Source organism: Vibrio sp. Y2-5, assembly GCF_014596725.1.
Taxonomy (GTDB): Bacteria; Pseudomonadota; Gammaproteobacteria; order Enterobacterales; family Vibrionaceae; genus Vibrio.
Genome location: NZ_JACVEG010000004.1, coordinates 104,912 through 125,381 on the forward strand (window position 1 = coordinate 104,912; position 20,470 = coordinate 125,381).

The following is a 20,470-nucleotide window of genomic DNA, read 5'->3' on the forward strand; positions in this document are numbered from 1 at the left end:
GACGGGATATCCCCCATCGCCTTTTATTATGTTACCGTGTCACTACGCCAATTGCTGTTGAAGTGTCTCTATTTGGTCGGAAAGAAACTGTGCGCGCGCACCGAATATAATTTGAATACCAGTATCCCCGACATAAACCACGCCTTTTGCTCCCAAATCACTCAAAGCATCGCGATTCACTTTGTCTTTGTCTTTCACTTGCAAACGCAAGCGAGTGATACAAGCCGTTGAACTCGCGATATTATCCATGCCACCGATGGCCAACAAAATTTGTGTCGTCAGTTCCTCATCAGTAATTTCATCTAGATTGTTAGAAACATCCGTTCTTCCTGGTGTTTTCACATCCAACTTACGAATCACGACTCGGAAAACACCGTAATAGATCATTGCCATAGGTATGCCAATGAAGATAACTTTGACCCAATTCGTTTCAAAGCCATTTAGAGACGGCATGATGCCAAATGAAATATAGTCGATTAACCCCGCTGAGAATGATTTGGCGATATGGGCATCGAGTGCATACATCATCATGTACGACAAACCAGCCATGACCGCATTGAATACATATAAAATTGGCGCAACAAATATAAAAGTAAACTCTACTGGCTCAGTAATACCTGTAATGAAACACGTCAGTGCTGCTGAGAACAAGATACCAGCTGCGATCTTTTTGTTCTTAGTATGAGCTTCGTGATACATAGCCAAACATGCTGCGGGTAATGCAAACAGCATCAGAGGAAACTCACCTTGCATAAACTTACCAGCATCGTTGTATGTATCTGAGCTAAATGATTTCACACCATCTGTAAGCATCTTGAACCAGATAGTTTGGTCTCCATTAATCACAGAACCTGTTGGCGTCACATACTCACCAAAGGTAAACCAGAAAGACGGATACCATACATGGTGTAAACCCAATGGAATCAGAGCCCTTTCTGTCAGTCCGAAGATAAAGGTCGATAGCATTTGGTTGTCGCCATTAACCACGGTTGAAAGAGCATCAATACCATTTTGAACGTATTGCCAAACGTAGGGTAAAAGTAAGCCTAATAGAAAAGAGTAAAACGCACATGAAATGGCAACGAATCGCTTACCGGAAAAGAATCCTAAAAATTCAGGCAGCCTGATATCGTGATATCGCTTATAACAGTATGCCGCCAAGATACCTGAAATAAGACCACCAAATACCCCCATTTGTAGCGAAGGGATACCGAGCACTAATGCGTATTTGCCTCCTTCACTTGCCATTTCTGGAGTAATACCAAGCAACGCACTGATTGTAGAGTTGATAATCAGTATTGAAACCGCGGCTGAAAGCGCGGCTATGCCCGATTCCGACGCCAAACCGACTGCGGAACCAATTGCAAAAAGTAAAGGCAAATTGTCAAATACCACACCACCAGCATGCATCATTAAAGGCATGCCAAACTTGTCACCAAAAGCAAGTAATAAACCTGCCGCCGGAAGTAGTGAAATTGGCAACATCAGCGCACGCCCAATGAGCGATAACTGAGATAAAGGGGATGCCAAAGCCCGTAAATATTTGGTCATATTCAGTCCTTAAATTTATAGCCACCATGGAAAACACCATGTTTCCGCTATAATATGACTCGCTAACAAGCTGATTTACAAAGCAATCGAATCAAGTAAAACGTTTTACCTCGCAAACAATGGTTATAGATAAAACGTTTTACTAATACATCTAGTTATATAAACGCTTTGCAAGAAAGACTGTTTCGAATATGCCTACAACAGACTAAACAAAGTCTTTCTTAGATGGTTTATACCATTCAGAACAGACGCAATACATATGGAATTGAAATGTTGCGTGTATGTGTGGAGAGTATTGATACAAAAAAGAGATGGGATAGCCATCTCTTTACCTTTAAAGCAGCTGATTAACACTGGTAAATTTACAGTGACAATCCTTTAACTGAGTCAGAAACCAGATTTGCTTCCATTACGATTTCTTCGATAACCGCTTTAATCTCGATGGCTTGACTCTCTCCGTAACTCGTTTTCTCAAGCGCAGCTCGAATATGTGTATCTATGTTCTGTGTAATGGTGGTGTTCTTAGCGATGACGTCAGCAATTTCTGCAGTTGATTGTGATGTACGGGCTGCCAAATTACGAACTTCTTCAGCAACCACAGCAAAACCTCTACCCTGTTCACCAGCTCGTGCGGCTTCAATTGCAGCGTTAAGTGCCAGTAAGTTAGTTTGCTCGGCAATCGCTGTAATAGTTGAAACTATAGCGTTCACACTCTTTGCTTGTTCATTCAGTTGACCGATCAAATCTCCGACACCTTGAACCGAACCATTGATATCTTCTGAGTTAAATAGAAGAATCTCTACTCTCTCTTTACCCTTTTCTGAAATATCTACGGTTTCCTGAGCAGTTTTGCATGCGATCAAAGCAGCCTCTTTCACTTTCATTGCATTTTCCACTCGCTCAGTAATATCACTCGCGAGCTTGATGATTTTTACGACCTGATTAGCATGGTTATAAATTGGGTTATAAGTGGCTTCTAGCCAAATGGTACGCCCATGCTTATCTATACGTTTAAACAGGCCACTTTTGATCTTTCCTGTGGTGAGGTCTTGCCAAAAAGTAGGATTCTCTCGATAGAACTCTTCATCACAGAACTGTCGGTGGTGTTTGCCCACAATCTCATTCAATGAATAGCCAAGGCAATTGAGGAAGTTTTTGTTCGCTCCTAGCACTGTGCCATCAGGTAAAAAATCGATAACAGCCAACGACTTATCCAACGCCTTCAATAAGGCTTGATTTCTTTCTAATTCAGCTTGCTCGGTCGTCACATCAGAAGCGACTTTGGCGACAGATTCTACCTTGCCATTTTTGATAATCGGGAAATAGGTTGCCTCTAGCCATACCGCATTCCCCGCTTTGTCTTTGCGAATAAATGTGCCATTTGTAGACTCACCATTCGCCAAAGATTGCCATAGCTCTTTGTATTCGCGTTTATCCACATCTTCTGGAAAACACAACACACTATGGTGCTTATTCATCACCTCTTCCAGATGATAGCCAAAAGAACTCAATAAAAGATCGTTCGCATATATAACGTTCCCTGTTGGGGTAAATTCGATATAGGGAACGTTTTTTTTGAGGGATTCTCTAAAAGCACTCGTTGAAGCGGATTGATCCTTTAAATCTGCAACAATCTTTTTGTGATAACTGCTTGAGACAAACATTGTTCACTCCTGTTAAACAACACACGATTATGTTTAGCCTATAGTTCCGCGAGTATCAACATTTATCCAATCTTTTTGAAGACTTACGAGCGTTAGTGGAATTGAATTTAAGTTCGAGCCAGAAAACAGTATCGACCTAGCGTTATTGAACGCTTATTTTATAAAGCCAGTACCCCTAAATTATTCATCTGTTTTAATACCCAGTGAACTCGCTGCTGCACATAAGGCGTCATGGGCATTGGCTGTATTTTGTAGGGGTTTGGCAAAACAACCGCCAATTGCGCAGCTTGATAAGGCGTTAACTGATGTGCCGAAACGCCAAAATAATGCTCACTTGCCGCCTGAACGCCATAAATACCGGGGCCAAATTCAACAACGTTCAAATACATTTCCATGATTCGTTCTTTGCCCCACACCAACTCGATCAGCAGCGCGATATAAAGTTCGTAGGCTTTACGCAGATAGGTATGGCTCGGAAACAAAAAAATATTTTTTGCTGTCTGCTGAGTAATGGTACTGGCACCTCTTTGGGGACCCTGGTCACCACTGCTACTAATCACCGACAGTAATGCCGAAACATCGACGCCCCAATGATAGGGAAATCTTTGGTCTTCAGAAGCCATAATGGCTAAAGGCAATGAGGGTGATGTGGAATCAATGGATACCCACTGGTGTTGGGTCTGTTCAGGGTATCCCTTGGGAGGAAATAACGTTCGAGAAACCTGCCAACCCCAAGTTGGTGGATTCACAAATTTCAAGATAACAACCAGCACTACAGGCAGACAAAAAGCCAAAGTGATCAATGTAATCAATAATCTACCAATTCGTCTTTTCAATTTTCGGGCAATACCTTTCAAACCTGTACCTTTATATAGAATTGCAATGCTAAGTAATTCACGCTCCCTACTTTTCCTAACACTGTATATGGTTAAGCTATATTGATGTCCAATCTCGCGTCCGAGGTTACACGAGATCACTTGAAACAATGTTCAGTCCATGTAAATTTCATCACTCATTTGTTTTTTGAATGTTTACTATTGAGCAGCAAGATACCCTTATTTAGTGCTATTCTCGCCTTGCAACGGCAAAGCTCTCTAATAAATAAGGAATGTTTAATGGTCTTAACGCCTGCCATCTGGATATGGTTACCTCTGATTGCTGCAATCTTCAGCGGATTCACCCGCCATAAACTCATTACCGTTGTTTTGTTGGCAATAGCATTAGCATGCGCACTTATCGTTGGGCGTATAGAACTGTTGGCGATGGGTATTTCCATCGTTTTACTTTTGGTTGCTCATTACATTCCCAATTTAGTCACACATAAGCGCAGTAAGCGGCTTATCTACCTTTGTTGGACAATTGTTATCGTGACTTGTGGCCTTCTATTCTTGCATCGCCTACCCGGTTTTAACAATTTGCTGGTTTTGAATCATGTCTATGCAGGTCCGCAAAGTCTGCCATTTACGATGTACTTAAATTTGGACAAACCGATTGCGTTTTTTGCCCTGCTGTATGCCTATCCGACACTTTTGGGGAACACAAAAAAACTGCACTTCAAGGGGATCTTGCTGGCAATAGTGTTACTCGTAAGTTTGCTTCCCTTAGCCTCTTTAACCGGAGCCTTAAAAGTAGAACTTAGCCTACCTGACTGGTGGTGGCTATTTGCAATCAATAATTTAATGATTACCTGTGTTGCCGAAGAGGCGTTATTTCGTGGTTTGATTCAACAGTCACTATCCCGTCGCTACACTTGGTGGATCGGTTTAGTTACTGCCAGCGCGTTGTTTGGTTTAGCTCACGTTGGTGGTGGGATGTTACTTGTGTTTTTCGCGACTTTCGCAGGTTTAGGGTATGGATTGATTTACCATTTTACAGGACGACTTTGGTGTTCAGTACTTGCCCATTTTGCATTCAACTTTGCTCATCTTGTTTTCTTTACGTATCCCGCATTAGCACATTGAATCGAACTTGCCGTAACTATGTAATGAAAGTAATGTAATCGCCATATCAAGGCACTTGTAGTAACAATGCACACCACGAGTGCGGGCATAATTCTGAATAACCGGTTTATTCGCCACTTATCATTTGTATCGATACGTTGTATCGTACGCAGTCTCAGCAGGATTAACATCTTAATTTCCGTAGCCAAACGCATTCAAACAAGAGAATTCAATATATGTCACACCGTAACATCAAATTTATTGCAACCGATATGGATGGAACACTTCTCAACGGCCGCGGACAACTTGACCCTGAATTTTTTACGCTTCATCCAAAACTGGTTGAGAAAAACATCATTTTTGCTGCGGCTTCCGGCCGTCAGTACTACAGCTTGCTTGATACCTTTTCAGAGGTAAAAGACCAAATTATGTTCATCGCTGAAAACGGAACATTGGTGATGCATAAAGGCCAAGAGCTGTATAGCCTGCCTTTAGACTCGGCGGTAATTAATGATTTAATCGCGGCAGCGCGTTCGATTGAAGGTGCACATATTGTTCTTTGCGGTAAACGTTCTTCCTATATAGAAACTGAAGATCAACGTGCTCGTGAAGAGGTTCAGAAGTACTACCACCGCTGTGAAATCGTTGAAGATTTAACGACCATCGAAGACGAATTTTTGAAAGTGGCAATTTGCCATTTTGAAGGATCAGAAAAACATGTTTACCCTGTAATTGACCCTGTTTTCGGTGATACACAAAAAGTCGTGATCAGTGCAAAAATCTGGTTAGATGTGATGAACCCAGCCGCCTCTAAAGGTGAAGCTATCGAATATCTACAAAATCAATTGGGGTTCACTTACGAAGAAACAATGAGCTTTGGTGACTACTTTAATGATGTGGAGATGCTGCAAGCCAGCTACCACTCTTATGCGGTAGAAAACGCCCATGAAGAGGTTAAATCTTTTGCTCGCTTCAGCGCACCTAGCAATGACGAGAGTGGCGTTCTAGTGGTGTTAAAAGAGTTATTAAAAGAACTCGACTAACGATTGAGCAAGAAAAGAACAAGAAGATAGCCACACAGTTCTAAAGCTCAAAATCGTCTCGTGCTAAACGGGCTTGTGCAATAGTACAGCCCGTTTTGTCCATCAATTCTGCCAGAGTAATATTTTCATTTTTCGAAATCAGAGCGGCTAACCGTTCAGGAAGAGAAGCTTGCTCATAAGGTTTCAGAGCCTCACTGATTTTTTCAACGATGAATGGCGTATCTGTGACTATGCCAGATACTTTAAGCTGTTGGTTGTAGTCAGATAGTTGCTCAAAAAAACCTGATATCTGCCAGTTTCTTGAGCGTCGGATTCTTTTAAGCTCACATCTATAATCAGATGCCAACGCTTTTAACTCTTTCGCTTTCTCGCCACCGACACGACGAACTAAAGAAGGAAAGAAGATCGTTATTTTTTCATGCTCAACACTCAAGGTTTTCAAAACGACAACCAACACCTATAAAACACATTGCGCCAATTATCACGTCACTCATAATCAAACACAACTTAGTTTGTGTTTTGAAATGGTTAGCCCATTGCTTTCCCAGTAATCCATCCAACTTTCGTCAACCGAAAATCTTGTCTCTGGTGATGAGTAAAAGCATCATTGGTCACATTTAATGCTGTAACAGATGAAATAATGTTCTATTTATGAAACGTGACGATATTCAGCAACACAACTAGCAGTAAGAAGATAATATGAACATATGTTTGGTTAATGGACATATGTTTGTGACACCTAGAGAAGAACAGATACTCGCCCTACTACGCGAGAACCCAATGATTCAGCAACAGGAACTGGCTGATCAACTGATGATCAGTCGCAGTGCGGTAGCCGGACACATCATGAACTTAACCAACAAAGGTCTAATTAAAGGCAAAGGCTATATTCTCGCCTCGCAAAAAACAGCAATTGTTATTGGCGGTGCCAATATGGATCTTTGTGGTAAGGCATCTGTACCTTTGCTCAATGGCGATTCGAATCCGGGTACACTTCATTACAGCCCCGGAGGCGTTGCTCGTAACATTGCGGACAACTTAGCCCGACTTGGTAGCAAAGTCGAACTGATCAGCAGCATAGGTAACGATCAGTGGGGAGAGCAATTAGTTTCGGCCTGCATAGATGCGGGAGTTGGTGTTAGCCATCTTCTGCGCTGCCAACAAGGCAGAACAGCGACCTATCTCTCTATTCATGACAATGAAGGCGAAATGCAAATCGCACTGAATGACATGAAAGTGTTGGAGCAACTCAATGCTGATCAACTGACCAAACATAAGTCTCTTATCTCTCATAGTGATTTAGTCGTTATAGATGCAAACCTGAGTGAAGATGCTCTCTCCTACCTGTTTAACTGTATCGACAATACACGTATCTATGTCGATCCCGTTTCAGCAAACAAAGCGTTAAAACTCAAACCCTATTTGTCTCAAATTGACTTATTAAAACCCAACCTTATTGAGGCTGAGCTTCTTTCCGGTATCAAAGTGACATCCGAAGATGATTTTCCTCGAATTTGCGATGCTTTACATCATCTTGGAGTCAAAGAAGTGGTTCTAAGCCTTGGTTCAAAAGGCATCTTTGCCAGCAACCAAAATGAGACCCTTCGACTCAAACCAAGAACCACCAGCGTTACCAACGTTACAGGTGCAGGCGATGCATTAATGGCTGGACTGGCACACGCCACTTTAGAAATGTGGTCTTGGAAGAAGAGTATTGAATTTGCTTTTAGTTGCGCTGAACTTGCAACGCAATCTTATGACACTATCAACCCGCGCATGTCAGACCGCGCCGTCCAACGCTTAATGGAGATTAACCATGCTGAATGATTTTCTTGATATCCACCCTGAAGTACGCGCTGCATTAGAAAATAATCAGCCTGTGGTTGCCCTAGAATCAACCATCATTTCTCATGGTATGCCGTACCCACAAAATGTAGAAACTGCATTAAAAGTTTCAAATACCGTACGTGAATCAGGTGCAACACCAGCGACAATTGCCATCATCAACGGTCGCCTCAAAGTCGGTTTAACTCCGGAAGAAATTGAACTTCTGGGGAAAGCGGGACAAAGTGTGGCTAAAGTAAGCCGTCGGGATATCCCGTTTATTGTTGCTGCTGGAAAACACGGTGCAACAACGGTGGCTGCGACTATGATCTTAGCGGATATGGCTGGCGTTCGCGTATTTGCTACTGGCGGTATCGGTGGTGTGCATCGCGGTGCCGAAACTACCTTTGACGTATCAGCAGACCTGCAGGAATTGGCTCAAACAAATGTTGCTGTGGTTTGTGCTGGCGCGAAATCGATACTCGATCTTGGTCTAACCTTAGAGTACTTAGAAACTCATGGCGTACCTGTAATTGGTTATAAAACAGAAAGTTTGCCCGCGTTTTATACTCAGTCGAGCGATTTCAAAGTTGACTATCGTCTGGATTCGGCGAGCGATATTGCTTCAGTACTAAAAGCCAAGCAGCAGTTGGGTTTAAAAGGCGGAGCCGTTATTACCAATCCAATTCCGACAGAATTTGCTATGCCAAAAGATGTGATTGATAACGCCATTGAACAAGCTCTTCGCGAAGCTGACGAACAAGGTATTCACGGCAAAGCATCGACCCCATTCCTTCTTGCTCGTGTATGTGAACTTACCGGTGGTGACAGCTTGAGCAGCAACATTCAACTTGTCCTAAACAATGCAAGACTAGCCTCGGCTATTGCTATAGCGTATTGCGCATAAACTGAATAGTTGTTCGAACTCATCGGTGCCCACATAAAAAGTGGGCACCATAATATGCTAGCAACCTTATTACCGAGACATACTGTTTAGAATGATCTTCGGTTTGATCTTCTTAGAACAACTAATCAAGGTTCCTTGTCGGTTCGGGAATGAAGCGATTCAGACGGTCAACTTTACGATTTTTTGAAAAGAAGGCTTCAAACTCGACAAATATGCCAGGATTAAGTTTGTAATCATATTCTCTGGGCACTTCTAATTGAGGCGTTACAGTTAAAAATAACCAATTCTTGTAGAGCTTCTGTATCCATGAGGCTGATAACCAAATGTTGCTCACTTCATCTTCATCGTAAGGCAATACGCTGATACCTAATGAATACTGCAAAAGTTGTTTTTCGTTGAGACGGTCAAAGTATTGAGCTTGATGAAGAACTTCCCATCTATCGTCATCATAAAGATATTGGGCACTAGTCCCGATGGTGAAAATCTGCCCTGCTGCTTCATTCACATCGTAATAAAAATTTAGAGCACTGAGTGAACCCAACCCTTTGGAATTAAAGTAGAAAAATTCTTGACTCACTTTGGTTGTCCAAGACTCGGAAAACTGTGCAACCCTATAAATTTCTGTCCTAGCAAAGGGATCTAAAGGCAGTCTTATCTTTATGCCGATGTCAAAACTGGTTCTCCAGTGACTGATTTGCTCATCTTGGAGACGAATGCCACCAAATGCACCTTTTGAATCTGGGCTAGATGTATTCAGACCACGCTGTTTACTCTCTAGGTCATCATAATCATCGGGGTCAGTCTCAAAGATAATCTTCCAGTTATGTTCTGTATGAGGTAAATCGATGCGAACCGCGATACTTTCATCGGTATCCAAATCGCCACGATGTGAGTACTTTCCGGCAGATATGATCTTGATATAGCTTTTGTTTAGTAAGGGTTCCTCATCGTCTGCCTTCGCGAGTCCATGATCAATGGACTCACTGAAATCCAATACCAACTCTGAGAGAAAATCATTGGTTTCATCAACCCATGAAATTTCTTCTTCAGTAAGAGGTACTGAATAGCGCAAGTCTGAATTCGAACGCTCGAATTCAGTTGTGTCTGGAACGGCTCCAGTAGGTACTGCTAGCGCATAAAATGGCAGAGCTGTAAGGACAACGACATGAACGTATTGAACTATCGCTTTACAAATTTTTCTTCCCCAAAAAACCTGAACAATCTCTGAATTTTGATGCCTAATACCTGTACGTTTACAAATATTTATATGCAACATAAGTCCTTATTATTTTTTATCAGTTAGGACAATTTCATTAATTCGTATAGATTTATAAATATGGTTGTAGCTTAACCAGCCTTTAAATGTGGGTCTCATGATAACTAAACATTTATTTATTTTATTACTGCTTTCCTTTGTTACTCTCTCTAGCCGAGCGCAAGCTATTGAGGGTGTAAATGGCGAATATTCTGTTGATATTGGCCCAGTTAACTTAGGTCAGGTAGTTATGTCATCTACTTGTAAAGATAGCACCTGTTTTTACAAGTCGCGTGCTTATGGCGCTTTTTTATTTATCAAGGCGAATGTCATTGAACTGGGTTCATATCAACAACTTGACGGTCAAATCATCCCCCTTTCATCCAAATACTCTGAGCGTATAGGCTCGGATAGAGAGGCTTATACCTACAATTTCAGTTCACTTGAAATAACCGATCAAGACAGCAAAACAAAGGTGTCTGAGTTGGATAAAAACGCTTACCCATTTATTCCATTGCTAAACCAAGTGACGCTAGATTTAACTCGTGGGGCGTTGAAAAAATCGTATCAATATGTCCTGAAAGAAAAGATTAAAGATGTAGAAATTGACTCTTATTCGACGACGAAAACAGAAAAGGGAATGCAGCATCGCATAGTGGTGAAAAATAAAAACCGCGAGATGGAATTCTTGTTTGTAAACAACGGCCAAAAACTTCAGTTTGAAGAGTTCAACTATCGTGGTTTCAAAATGTCGCGTATTAAATAAGCATAGAGATGACATTCGTAGACAGTGTTATCTGGATGAAAAGCCGCGGATGCTGAGCGGCTTTTAACATCACTTTCTTGTTCAAGAATCAACTATTCAAACTTTTTGTCTTTGAAATAGAATTCTTTATCTCGCTCGCCAATCTCTCGCAGTACTTTGCATGGATTACCCACCGCGACAACATTAGCAGGAATATCTTTTGTAACGACGCTGCCCGCACCAATTACACTGTTCTCACCTATAGTAATACCCGGTAAAACGACAGAGTTGGCACCAATCCAAACATTGTCTCCAATAGTCACAGGAATATTAAACTGCGCGACTTTTCTGCGCATTTCTGGATCAACTGGATGCCCAGCCGTCGCAATGGTGACGTTTGGACCAATCATCACATAGTCACCGATGTAGATATAAGTGTCGTCCACCAGTGTCAAATTGAAATTGGCGTATACATTTTTGCCCAAATGGGTATGAGCACCCCAGTTAGTACGTAAAGGAGGTTCTATGTAGCAACCTTCGCCGACTTCAGCAAACAACTTCTCCAAGATTGCTTTGCGCTTTTCAACTTCACTTGGCCGAGTCTGATTGTAATCGTAAAGTACTTCAAGGCACTGCATTTGCGCCTTAGCGAGCTCTTCGTCATCACAGAAGTAAACTTTCTGACTATGCATTATGTGGGAATCATCCATTAGACGCCCTTCCTTCAATAACCAATAAAAACACGTAAGTTACTAAATTGATTAGGTGATTAATCAGAACTATCTCCCACATAAGTGATTCAGGTTCGCTTTAAATGGTAAAAACTAATACGTGAAAGGATCGGGTATTTCATGATCATTGAACTTGCCTTTCACTTCCATAATTGCCGGAATCTGCTCTACAAAAATCTCTACCAGTTGCGGGTCAAAGTGTTTGCCAGACTGACTTTTCAAGAACTCAAATGCATCTTCTATTGACCATGCTTTTTTATACGGACGCTCACTGGTTAACGCATCAAATACATCCGCAATCGCCGCCATACGACCTTCGACAGGAATGGCTTCGCCCGCCAAGCCATTAGGATACCCTGAACCATCCCACTTTTCATGGTGAGAAGTAGCAACAGCATGGGCCAACGAAATCAACGTGGAACGAGGATTAGAGAGAATATTCCCACCAATTTGTACGTGCTTTTTCATTTCGACAAACTCTTGTTCATCAAGCTTGCCCGGCTTAAGCAAGATATTATCGGGAATACCTATCTTGCCAATGTCGTGCATGGTGGTCGCCATTCGTAACTCTTCGGCTTGTTCTTCTGCCATGCCTGCTGCCATTGCAAGCATTTTGGTGTAATGACTCATGCGCTGAACATGCATGCCTGTTTCGTTATCTTTGTATTCCGCTGCGCGCCCTAGCCTTTGAATTAAGTCAATTTGAGTTTCACGCAAGACGTCAATTTTAACTAGAGACAAATGCGTTTTTACCCGTGCCCGAACAATCGCAGGGATAATAGGCTTCACGATGTAATCAACACCACCGAGTGCAAAACCTTTCTCTTCGTCTATAGAATCACGAAGTGCTGTCACAAATATCACTGGGATAGAGGCCGTACTTGTCTCATCTTTCAGTAACTTACACAACTCAAACCCAGTCATTTCAGGCATCATGACATCGAGAAGGATTAAATCGACGCTCTCTTGCTCTAATCGCGCCAGCGCTTCTTGACCAGAACGAGCGAATGTTAGGCGGTAATCCTCTTGTAGAACTTGGCGAATCACTTTGAGGTTGGCAGGTTCGTCATCAACAACAAGAATTCGAGGTAATTGTTTGGTAAATAAAGTCATGAATTATCCTTCTTGCTGTAACGCTTCAATGGCATTTCTAATGAACTGTTCTGCGGATGCAAAGTCAAATTCTTCAATAGCATTGACCGCATCATTAATATTTTTCTTGATAACATCGGGGGAACCAAGCTGAAGTTTAGCCACTGTCTCATCGTGCAGCTCACCGGATTTGGTTGCCGCTAGCCAATCTTCAAGTAGATCCTGTACATTTGAATTTGCGAGTGCCGATTCCGGCTCAGCCATCTCTGCCTCTGGGTAGAGGCTTTGTAGTTGCTCGATGTCGTGAGTCAAATCTTTCCAGATTATTTTAATCTGTACGACTGCTGACTGAGCTTGCGCGGGCATATGCGAATCGACAGCTCTCTCTAGATCAGCAAAGGCATGGGACAGAGAAATAAGAGCCAGATTGCCTGTTAAACCTTTCAACGCATGAGCTTGTTCACCTAGTACTGGCCAATTTTGCTCATCGACTAACTGCTTGAGTGTGCTACTCAACGCTTCATGTTTATTAGTTAAACGAACAAGTTCTGCCAGATATAAGTGTACATCTCCCCAAAGTTTCAGCGCTTTATTCAAACTTATAACTTTATATTTCCCAACGGCATTATCTGTTATTGAAGTCGCGTCGTGTCCATCCTGAGCCTTATGCTCAAAATGCAGTACTCGCGCCATTTCTTGGGTTAAAAGAGCGAAATCGACAGGTTTGTTTGCAAACCCGTCCATGCCAGATTCTCGTGCTTCCACTCTATCTTCAGCAAGGACACTGGCGGTTAAAGCTACAATAGGTGTTCTGACCAATTTGTTCTGCCTTTCCCACTCACGAATATGCTTGCTTGCACCCAAACCATCCAAATTAGGCATTTGAATATCCATTAAGATGATATCTGGTTGAACCGCTTTGAATTGCGCAACAGCTTCATGCCCATCTTGAGCGGTGAATACTTTGTGATTTTGACGTTCGAGAAGAATTCTCAGCAAGTTAATGTTTTGCTCAATGTCGTCACACACCAACACTCTTAGTGCTGGCAGTGTGATGACATGAGAAGAGCGAGCTACTGTTTCAGCTTCACTTTCTTCCAATGGTAGTTCAATGCTAAAACAACTCCCTTTGCCCAATTCGCTGGTCGCATGAATTGTTCCGCCCATTAGCTCGACCAGTTGTTTGGAAATCGTAGTGCCAAGACCCGTTCCACCGAAACGACGGCTCATGGAAGCATCTGCCTGCGTAAACGGGTCAAATACGGATTTAAGACGAGAAGGATCGATCCCGATCCCCGTATCAACCACGCTAAAACGGAGCCAATCTGATTTGTGTTCGACCGAAGAGACCGTTAGAGATACACCACCACTTTCAGTAAATTTGATGCCATTGCCGACAAGGTTCATTAACACTTGGCGTATACGGTCTTCGGCTCCGACAACGACTTGAGGCAAATCATTGGCCATATTCAGATTGAGTTCTATGCCCTTATTTTTCGCCGTTAACCATAAGGTAGAAATAACGGTATCGACACAGGCTGCAAGCTTGAAAGGCACCTTCTCAATTTCGAGTTTGTTTTTCTCTAGTTTGGCGCTATCGAGAATATCGTTAAGCAGATGCAGTAACGAACGAGCCGATTGCGAAATGGTTTGAAGGTGTTTTCGCTCTTCTCCTTTGACTTCTGAATCAAGCAGAATGTCAGTAAAACCAATGATAGCATTCATCGGTGTGCGAATTTCATGACTCATATTAGCTAAAAATGCAGCTTTACTGTCCGCCGCATGCTCAGCACGTTGTTTTGCCTCAACCAGATCTTGTTCCATCTGTTTTCGACTTGATATATCAACCATGACACCATCAGCCCAGACGGCATTATTTGCCTCATCTCGAACAACCATGCCGTTTTCTAACACCCAGACGGTATTGCCATTCTTATGATGGATACGGTATTCAATCTCGTAAGTATCACGTTCATCGATATTCTCACGCATATTGGCGCACAAATCGCGATCTTTGCCTTCATAAATGCAGTTCGCGAATGCAACACTGCCAGATAAAAACTCATCAGCACTGTAACCTGTGAGCTCCACAATACCTTCACTAAGAAATACGGGCGTCCAATTGTGATCTAGCAAACGTCGAAACGAAGCGCCCGGAATATTTTGCATCAGTGAACTTAAGCGCTGTTCGCTCTCTCTTAGCTTTTCTTCCATAGCTTTACGTTCTGAAATATCAGAGACGAAACCGACGAACAGAGTTTCACCATTTTCCAAATTGACACGCCCTACAGCCAAACGGATAGGAATTAAATCCCCAAATCGATGACGAGCGTATAATTCTTTTGGTGAACCTATAATTTTTGCGTTCCCCGTTATGAAGTAATTCTCTAAGTAGGAGTCATGCTGAACTTGATGGTTGGATGGCATTAACATTGAGACATTGCGCCCAATGACCTCATGTTCAGACCAACCGAATATTGTGCAAGCTGCGCCATTGATACCGCGAACAATACCACGCGCATCAATTGTGATAACGCCATCAGCGGCCGTATCAAGAATTGCTTGAAGTCTCGCTTCACCAGCAGTTTTCTCTCTCAATAACTGTCGGTATCGAAGTTGAGAACTGACGTTAACCGCCAAAGTTGAAAGAAGCAGCGTAAAGATCGAAACAATGATGGCCAATTGTGTGTTGTCTTGTTCGGTAAATGCAGGGGTAACACACTCCATCTCTTCAATAAAGCGAGCCGCTTCCATACCGGTATAATGCATGGCAGAAATTGCACTACCCATAATTGCTGCGCTAATCAATTTAACGTGGATTGAACCTAAAGCAGGAAATGCATACCGGAGTCTTGATCGAACCGTCAAAGCGATGGTCGCCAATCCAACAGACACAACAATAGACAAAGCAAACCAATAGGGATCGTAACGAAGCTCAAGATCCATATCCATCGCTTCCATACCGATATAGTGCATCGCGCCAATGCCTGCGCCGACAACCATTCCGTTCCTTAACGTGACTTTAAATGAATCCGTTTCATTGATTAATGACTTTAAGACAAAATAGCTGGCCAATACTGCAGGCACAAAAGATAGCGCGGTAATATGGTGGTCATATTCCATTGTATGAGGCATAGCAAAAGCTAGCATTCCGACGAAATGCATACTCCAGATACCACCAGCCATCACAAACGAACCTGCCAATAGAGCTGTCAGCCTATGGCTAGGAAGCTGAATATGCCTTGCTGTAGAGGCTAAACGCAAAGCGAAAAATGATGCCATGGAAGCAAGAAAAACGGATACCACCACGAGCCAAACATTGTACGTACCAGTCACAAGCTTATCAGGGCTAACATCTACAACAAAAAAGTGGTCAAACATAATTTATAACTCAATAAAACTGACACGGGCTTAAGGCAATATCGCCGCTGAGCGTGCACGTTACTATTGTTCACACTTAAAGTTAAGCGTTACGTAAGGTAAGTCTTACAATAATAAACCCATAATATTGTTAAGGTTTTTTTGCTAATAAGGAGTGGTAAGAACAAGTAACTGAAGCTAAAGCAAAAACAGCCATCACTTTTATTTAAGGTGATAGCTGTCGAATTGTTTTTAATACAAAGTTATTTTTGAGGTTAATGAATCTTTAAGCTTTGCACAATTTTCTTAACCAATTTTTCCAAACATTCTTTTGATGGTTTCGTGGTCGCAAAAGATCTCAAACCATAAATGTTCATTACCAGAAAATCGCTGAGCAACTCGCAATCCGAATCCTCAGGTAGCTCACCCTTAGCCTTCGCGGTCTCAATTTTTTCTCGAATATTGAGTTTCCATCGATTAAGCATACCGCAGATGATGGCTTCGACTTCTTCATCTTGCTGCTCCAGTTCACTCAAAGACTTTTGTAATAAGCAGCCTTTATTTTCGTGGCACTCTTTAAACTCAATAATGTCGTTCAGATAATTTTCAAATCCACAAAGAATGGAATCACTATCAACAAAGAACTCTTCAAACGACTTGGATTTGGTTTCGGCATAATGATTGAGCGACGCAAGTAGCAATCCGCGTTTGTTTTCGAAAGCACAGTAGATTGAGCCTGGGTGCAAGCCTGTCGCTCGTTTCAAATCCTGCATACTGGTTTTGTTATAACCTTTGGCGATGAACTCATTCATCGCAGAGCGTAAAACATACTCTCGGTCAAATTCTGCACTTCTCATTACACTTTGCTCTTAGCTTTAAGACGCAATCAGTGTACTGGTTTGAATACCCATGCACAAGATACTTGAACGAACATTCAAAAAATAACTTGAATGTTCGTTCAAGAAAAGGTTAGGATGTGCACATCAAGTCCACATAGGGCGTATAAGGAACAGCAAAATGACAGCAACACTATTTGAAACCTATAAGCTAAACGACAAAATTACACTTAAAAACCGTATTGCAATGGCTCCACTGACTCGTTGTATGGCAGATGCAAACCTAGTTCCAACGGATGCTATGGTCGAGTACTACGCAAAACGTGCTGACGCAGGTTTGATCATTTCAGAAGCGACAATTATTCGTCCTGATGGCCAAGGCTATCCAAACACTCCGGGACTTTACAGTGAAGCGCAAATTGCTGGCTGGAAAAAAGTAACAGAAGCAGTACATGCAAATGGCGGCAAGATTTTCGCTCAACTATGGCATACAGGCCGAGTAGCACACCCTCACTTTTGGGGTGGTGAATACGTATTAGCTCCTTCAGCAGTAGCATTTGATGGGACTGTTCCTCGCATGCGTGAATTGGTTTACACCGTTCCTAAAGAAGCAACAAACGAAGAAATCGCACAACTGGTTGAAGATTATGCACAAGCTGCACAAAACGCGATTGAAGCGGGTTTTGATGGCGTAGAAATTCACGGTGCTAACGGCTACTTGATTGACCAATTCCTACACTACGACACTAACCGTAGAACAGATGAATTTGGCCAAACAGCGGAGAACATGTCTCGCTTCCCTCTTGCTGTAATTGATGCTGTAATTGCACGTATTGGCGCAGAATTGACAGGCCTTCGTGTATCTCCAGCGGGTTATGCCCATATGACGACAGATGCAAGAGATCGTCAGGTGTTCGATTACTTCCTAAAAGAAGTTGAAAAGCGTGATTTAGCTTACCTTCATGAAGGTATGTTTGATGACAGCATGGAATTTGATTTCCTAGGCGGTAAAGTTTCAGACTACATGCGCCAAGCATACTCTAAGACTCTAATGGCAGTTGGTGGATACAATGCAGAAACCGGTGCTGAAGCAATTAAAGCAAACAAGTTTGATTTGCTAGCTATCGGCCGTCCTTTCATTGCTAACCCAGACTACGTGAGCCGCGTACAACAAAATAAAGAACTTGTTGAATACGATGCTGCAATGCTGGAAACCTTAGTGTAAGGTTCCATCTAATAATTTGTATATATAGCGGCCCTTATCGGGCCGTTAATCTATCTATAATATACAAATCACATTAGAACACTCATTACTATCAGGATATTTGAGCAATGGATCTAGCTACCCGACTCGTCATGCTTTTAGAAGTGCATCAACAAGGCTCATTTGCCAAAGCAGCAGACATCCGAGGGATAGACCGCTCAGTTCTTTCAAAGCAGATAAAAAAGCTCGAAGATTCATTAGGTTTGCGTCTTCTAAATCGCTCCACACGCTCCCTGTCATTTACCACCGCCGGCCTAGAAATCGTTAAACAAGCGCAAAAAATAAGGGATACCCTCGAAGAGACCCACCATCTCGCCAACACTTTTAACGAAGAGCCTAGAGGTATCTTAAGGCTTTCAAGCACCCAATTGTTTGGCCGAACTTATCTCAAGAAAGCCGTCGTCAATTTCCTCAAAAAGTACTCACAAGTCAGTATTGAAGTGATTCTTGATGATAGAAAAGTTGACCTGATTAGCGACCGTTTCGATATTGCATTTAGAATTGGCATTCCTGACGATTCCAACCTTGTTGCGAAGAAACTTGCTGACCACAAAATGGCGATACTGGCTTCGAAAGACTTTATCGAAGAACATGGTTACCCAGAAAATCCAGAACAACTCTCGGCACTACCTTCGGTCATCTATTCAAACCGTTCTTTTACTTTGGACAAGGTAAAACTTTTCTCCGAAGCGGAAGAAGAATCTTTCACTCTTAATGCCCAAGGGCGTTACCGAGTTAATGAAGTAGAACTGTTAATGGATGCAGCGCAAGAAGGATTGGGCTATATCATTGTCGGCCAGATGATGTTGACCAAAAATATTGATGATTTAGGCCTAATCAAGCTGTTACCAGATTTCCAAGTATCTTTTACCGGTGGGCTCTACGCACTGTATTCTCATCGTAATCCGCCACCTTTAGTCAAACTTTTCATCGAAACCGTTCAAGACACCATTGGCACCCCGCCTGTTTGGGAATCCTATCTCAACGATTAGCTCGGCTCCATTAAATCTCACAACAATATATTTGTGTAAATTCAATAGGTAACCACCTATTCGCACCCTTTCGCATAAAATCATTACCATCATGTTTCCGACTCAATTCTAGTGTATGTTTTAACAAATACCGCTTTTTGACGAGTAGATCTTCTATCGAAATTTCAACCCCTTTATTGGTGCCGTTTTGTCCATAGTAAAATGCCGAAAGTGATCTTCATCACACCTAAAAAATTGCTCATAATGCCCCCATCGAATGACAGACAAATCTGACATTCCGTAAGAAACAATAAAGTCTATTCTTCAAAGGTGAATATTATGAACAAACTAATGACCGTAGCAGCAGGCCTACTTTTATCAACTTCTGCATTTGCTTCTAACGTGACTCTACACAACGACACAACTGTAATGACTTCAAGTTTTGCTACTAAAGCAGAAGCATTAGATGCAGGTTTCAATGTTGCTCAAAACCTATCAGACATGAGCCAAAACGAACTACGTATCCAACTACCAGTAGATGCTTACCAAAATGTAAACAACATCAACATCGATAACACTGAAGTAAAAGTTGAAGAGTTCGCGCTGGCACGTGGTGAAGTTCAATACCGTGCTGTTGTGAATGTGGGTTACCACTTCAACGCTAAAGAAACACGTTAATCAACACTTAAAAACCACTTTTAAAGTCCATATTTCAAAAGGTAAATATCATGAAAAACACTATCATTCTTGCAACAGGTCTACTTATCGCTTCTTCTGCTTTCGCATCAACAACAAGTGTAAGTGACAACGCAACTTTTAAAACTGAGACATACAGCTCTAAAGCTGAAGCTTACAATGCAGGTTTCGACCTTTCAGATTCAGTTAAAGCGATGGACCAAGCTCAACTTCGTTTCAACCTTCCAGTGTCATCATACACATTGGTTAAGAACATCAATGTAGGTCAATCTGAAGTAACGGTTGAAGAAATTGCAAACAGCAACGGTGACATTCAATACCGTGCTATCGTTGATGTGGATTATCAATTCAACGCAAAAGAAACAAACTAAGTGTCACTAAGCCTCGGGGATATGGATATCCCACGGCTTACTCTCTTCTCTACAACCTCTTCCTTTCTACTCCCTAAACTTTATTCCTTTTGTATCTTTTCATTGCTCACTCGTTTGCAGCCCCAAATAACTGATTAAAAAATAAACCTTAGTACCAATTAATCTCACATCAAAATGAAACGTGTCGCAATAAAACATCATATAGTGATATATTCATCGA

At 42.1% G+C, this 20,470-nt stretch carries 18 protein-coding genes; 9 read left to right on the plus strand and 9 right to left on the minus strand.

Annotation, left to right across the window (positions count from 1 at the left end; all coding sequences use genetic code 11):
* Positions 1 to 42 precede the first annotated feature (42 nt).
* From HUO09_RS12885 to mtgA, 3 genes are all read right to left on the minus strand, one after another.
* Positions 43 to 1,551: a PTS transporter subunit EIIC gene (locus HUO09_RS12885; RefSeq protein ID WP_188234224.1), complete on the minus strand. Its 1,509-nt coding sequence runs from the start codon at positions 1,549 to 1,551 to the stop codon at positions 43 to 45.
* A gap of 362 nt (positions 1,552 to 1,913) precedes the next feature.
* Complete coding sequence (locus tag HUO09_RS22565; protein WP_188234225.1) at positions 1,914 to 3,215, minus strand: PAS domain-containing methyl-accepting chemotaxis protein; 1,302 nt, start codon at positions 3,213 to 3,215, stop codon at positions 1,914 to 1,916.
* 158 nt (positions 3,216 to 3,373) lie between these two features.
* Positions 3,374 to 4,051 carry a monofunctional biosynthetic peptidoglycan transglycosylase gene (gene mtgA / locus HUO09_RS12895; RefSeq protein ID WP_223159447.1) on the minus strand — a complete coding sequence of 226 codons (678 nt, stop codon included), beginning with the start codon at positions 4,049 to 4,051 and terminating at the stop codon, positions 3,374 to 3,376.
* A gap of 279 nt (positions 4,052 to 4,330) precedes the next feature.
* Here mtgA and HUO09_RS12900 point away from each other — a divergent pair, with 279 nt between their 5' ends.
* On the plus strand, positions 4,331 to 5,176 hold the full coding sequence (locus HUO09_RS12900) for a CPBP family intramembrane glutamic endopeptidase (RefSeq protein WP_188234226.1): 846 nt from the start codon (positions 4,331 to 4,333) through the stop codon (positions 5,174 to 5,176).
* Positions 5,177 to 5,391: 215 nt separating this feature from the next.
* Positions 5,392 to 6,198, plus strand: a complete 807-nt coding sequence (locus tag HUO09_RS12905) for a Cof-type HAD-IIB family hydrolase (RefSeq protein ID WP_188234227.1) — start codon at positions 5,392 to 5,394, stop codon at positions 6,196 to 6,198.
* Positions 6,199 to 6,238: 40 nt separating this feature from the next.
* Here the strand turns inward: HUO09_RS12905 and HUO09_RS12910 are convergent, their stop codons facing one another.
* A complete protein-coding gene (locus HUO09_RS12910) occupies positions 6,239 to 6,655 on the minus strand; it encodes a ribosome recycling factor family protein (RefSeq protein WP_188234228.1) in 417 nt (138 codons plus the stop codon).
* 242 nt (positions 6,656 to 6,897) lie between these two features.
* On the opposite strand from HUO09_RS12910, the gene HUO09_RS12915 reads away from it, so the two are divergent.
* The gene (locus tag HUO09_RS12915) at positions 6,898 to 8,025 is read left to right on the plus strand and encodes a PfkB family carbohydrate kinase (protein ID WP_223159437.1); all 1,128 of its coding nucleotides are present in this window, start codon (positions 6,898 to 6,900) and stop codon (positions 8,023 to 8,025) included.
* Complete coding sequence (locus HUO09_RS12920; RefSeq protein WP_188234229.1) at positions 8,015 to 8,929, plus strand: pseudouridine-5'-phosphate glycosidase; 915 nt, start codon at positions 8,015 to 8,017, stop codon at positions 8,927 to 8,929. Before HUO09_RS12915 ends, HUO09_RS12920 begins: the two co-directional genes overlap by 11 nt.
* Positions 8,930 to 9,050: 121 nt before the next feature.
* On the opposite strand, the gene HUO09_RS12925 is transcribed toward HUO09_RS12920, so the two are convergent.
* Positions 9,051 to 10,205, minus strand: coding sequence for a hypothetical protein (locus HUO09_RS12925; protein WP_167412293.1), 1,155 nt, complete (start codon positions 10,203 to 10,205; stop codon positions 9,051 to 9,053).
* Between the two features lie 97 nt (positions 10,206 to 10,302).
* Between HUO09_RS12925 and HUO09_RS12930 the strand changes: the two genes are divergently transcribed.
* A complete protein-coding gene (locus HUO09_RS12930) occupies positions 10,303 to 10,950 on the plus strand; it encodes a hypothetical protein (protein WP_167412294.1) in 648 nt (215 codons plus the stop codon).
* A 92-nt stretch (positions 10,951 to 11,042) separates the two neighbouring features.
* On the opposite strand, the gene HUO09_RS12935 is transcribed toward HUO09_RS12930, so the two are convergent.
* The 4 genes from HUO09_RS12935 to HUO09_RS12950 form a co-directional block, all read right to left on the minus strand.
* A complete protein-coding gene (locus tag HUO09_RS12935) occupies positions 11,043 to 11,639 on the minus strand; it encodes a sugar O-acetyltransferase (RefSeq protein WP_167412295.1) in 597 nt (198 codons plus the stop codon).
* A 114-nt stretch (positions 11,640 to 11,753) separates the two neighbouring features.
* The gene (locus HUO09_RS12940; RefSeq protein WP_188234230.1) at positions 11,754 to 12,773 is read right to left on the minus strand and encodes an HD domain-containing phosphohydrolase; all 1,020 of its coding nucleotides are present in this window, start codon (positions 12,771 to 12,773) and stop codon (positions 11,754 to 11,756) included.
* A gap of 3 nt (positions 12,774 to 12,776) precedes the next feature.
* Entirely contained in the window at positions 12,777 to 16,133 is a 3,357-nt protein-coding gene (locus HUO09_RS12945) for an MHYT domain-containing protein (protein ID WP_188234231.1), read from the minus strand.
* 254 nt (positions 16,134 to 16,387) lie between these two features.
* Positions 16,388 to 16,969: a TetR/AcrR family transcriptional regulator gene (locus HUO09_RS12950; protein WP_167412299.1), complete on the minus strand. Its 582-nt coding sequence runs from the start codon at positions 16,967 to 16,969 to the stop codon at positions 16,388 to 16,390.
* A gap of 160 nt (positions 16,970 to 17,129) precedes the next feature.
* On the opposite strand from HUO09_RS12950, the gene HUO09_RS12955 reads away from it, so the two are divergent.
* The 4 genes from HUO09_RS12955 (at position 17,130) to HUO09_RS12970 (ending at position 20,250) form a co-directional block, all read left to right on the plus strand.
* Positions 17,130 to 18,173, plus strand: coding sequence for an alkene reductase (locus HUO09_RS12955; protein ID WP_167412300.1), 1,044 nt, complete (start codon positions 17,130 to 17,132; stop codon positions 18,171 to 18,173).
* Positions 18,174 to 18,280: 107 nt separating this feature from the next.
* A complete protein-coding gene (locus tag HUO09_RS12960; protein WP_167412301.1) occupies positions 18,281 to 19,204 on the plus strand; it encodes a LysR family transcriptional regulator in 924 nt (307 codons plus the stop codon).
* 318 nt (positions 19,205 to 19,522) lie between these two features.
* Positions 19,523 to 19,861 carry a DUF3316 domain-containing protein gene (locus HUO09_RS12965; RefSeq protein ID WP_188234232.1) on the plus strand — a complete coding sequence of 113 codons (339 nt, stop codon included), beginning with the start codon at positions 19,523 to 19,525 and terminating at the stop codon, positions 19,859 to 19,861.
* A 50-nt stretch (positions 19,862 to 19,911) separates the two neighbouring features.
* The gene (locus HUO09_RS12970; protein WP_188234233.1) at positions 19,912 to 20,250 is read left to right on the plus strand and encodes a DUF3316 domain-containing protein; all 339 of its coding nucleotides are present in this window, start codon (positions 19,912 to 19,914) and stop codon (positions 20,248 to 20,250) included.
* Positions 20,251 to 20,470: the final 220 nt, after the last annotated feature.